General features: G+C 74.8%; 2 protein-coding genes. Both read left to right on the top strand.

Annotated features, from left to right (window positions below; translation table 11 throughout):
* Nucleotides 1-942, top strand: a 942-nt coding sequence (locus FNH08_RS50280; RefSeq protein ID WP_152778713.1) for an AAA family ATPase, incomplete at its 5' end; no start/stop codon positions are given.
* A partial coding sequence (locus FNH08_RS50275) for a hypothetical protein (RefSeq protein WP_152778712.1) occupies nucleotides 942-1224 on the top strand: 283 nt, incomplete at its 3' end. The genes FNH08_RS50280 and FNH08_RS50275, both read left to right, overlap by 1 nt.

The following is a 1224-nucleotide window of genomic DNA, read 5'->3' as shown; positions in this document are numbered from 1 at the left end:
GGCGACGACGCCTCGGCCTCCTCCCCGGACCGCCTCCACCGCGCCCGCACCTACCGCGCCACCGAGCGCGCGGTCCAGCTCGTCAACGCGGCCCTGTACCTGCGCAGGCCCCTGCTGGTGACCGGCCCGCCCGGCAGCGGCAAGTCGAGCCTGGTGTACGCGGTGGCCCGGGAGCTGCGGCTCGGCCCGGTGCTGCGCTGGAACGTCACCAGCCGCACGACGCTCCGCGACGGCCTCTACCAGTACGACCCGCTGTCGCGCCTGTACGCGGCCGGACGCGCCGCCGCCCGTGAGCACCAGCCCGCCGCCCCAGAGCACCGACCCGCCACCCGCGAGCAACTCCCGCTCGACGGCGAACTCCAGGACCATCTGCGCCTGGGCCCCGTGGGCACGGCGCTCCTGCCGTACGGCCGCCCCCGCGCCCTGCTGATCGACGAGATCGACAAGAGCGACCTGGACCTGCCGAACGACCTGCTGAACATCCTGGAGGAGGGCCAGTACGAGATCCCGGAGCTGGTGCGGGCGGCCCGGCACACCCCCGCGGCCGAGGTGATGGTCGACGGGACGGACGACCGGGTGCCGGTGGTGCGGGGCCGGGTGCGCTGCCGGGCGTTCCCGTTCGTGGTGCTGACCAGCAACGGCGAGCGCGAGTTCCCGCCGGCCTTCCTGCGCCGCTGCGTCCGTCTGGAGCTGCACCAGCCGCGCGACACGCACCTGGAGCAGATCGTCCGCGCCCACCTCGGGGAGCCGGACGCGTACGCCCGCGACCTGATCGACCGCTTCCTGTCCCGGGGCACGGACGGGGAGCTGGCGACGGACCAGCTGCTGAACGCCGTCTACCTGACCGGGGTGGCGGGCCTCGACGCGGCGTCCCGTGACGAGCTCGCGGAGCAGCTGATGCCGTATCTGAGCCGCTCCGGGGACGAGGCGGACACGTTCTGATGAGTTCCGCGGGAGACGGGACGCGGGGAGACAGCCGGCGGAAAGACGGCACGCAGGGAGACGGCACGCAGGGCATCGGCCGGCTCGCCGACCTGCTCGCCCAGGCGGGCGACGGCGAGCCGCCGACCTCCGTCGAGCTGGCCGAACTGCTGTGGCTGGCCGGGCACATGGCGGGGCCGGAGGCACCCGGTGACTCCGCGGCCGGGCACCCGCCCGAGCACGAGGTCACGGAGTCGCGCACACCGACCGTCCCCCCGTCCGCCCCCTCTCCCCGACCGGAAC

It is taken from the genome of Streptomyces spongiae (genome assembly GCF_009377185.1).
Lineage (GTDB): Bacteria > Actinomycetota > Actinomycetes > Streptomycetales > Streptomycetaceae > Streptomyces > Streptomyces spongiae.
Note: the sequence above shows the minus strand (reverse complement) of the source record. Positions and strands in the feature narration are given on the sequence as shown.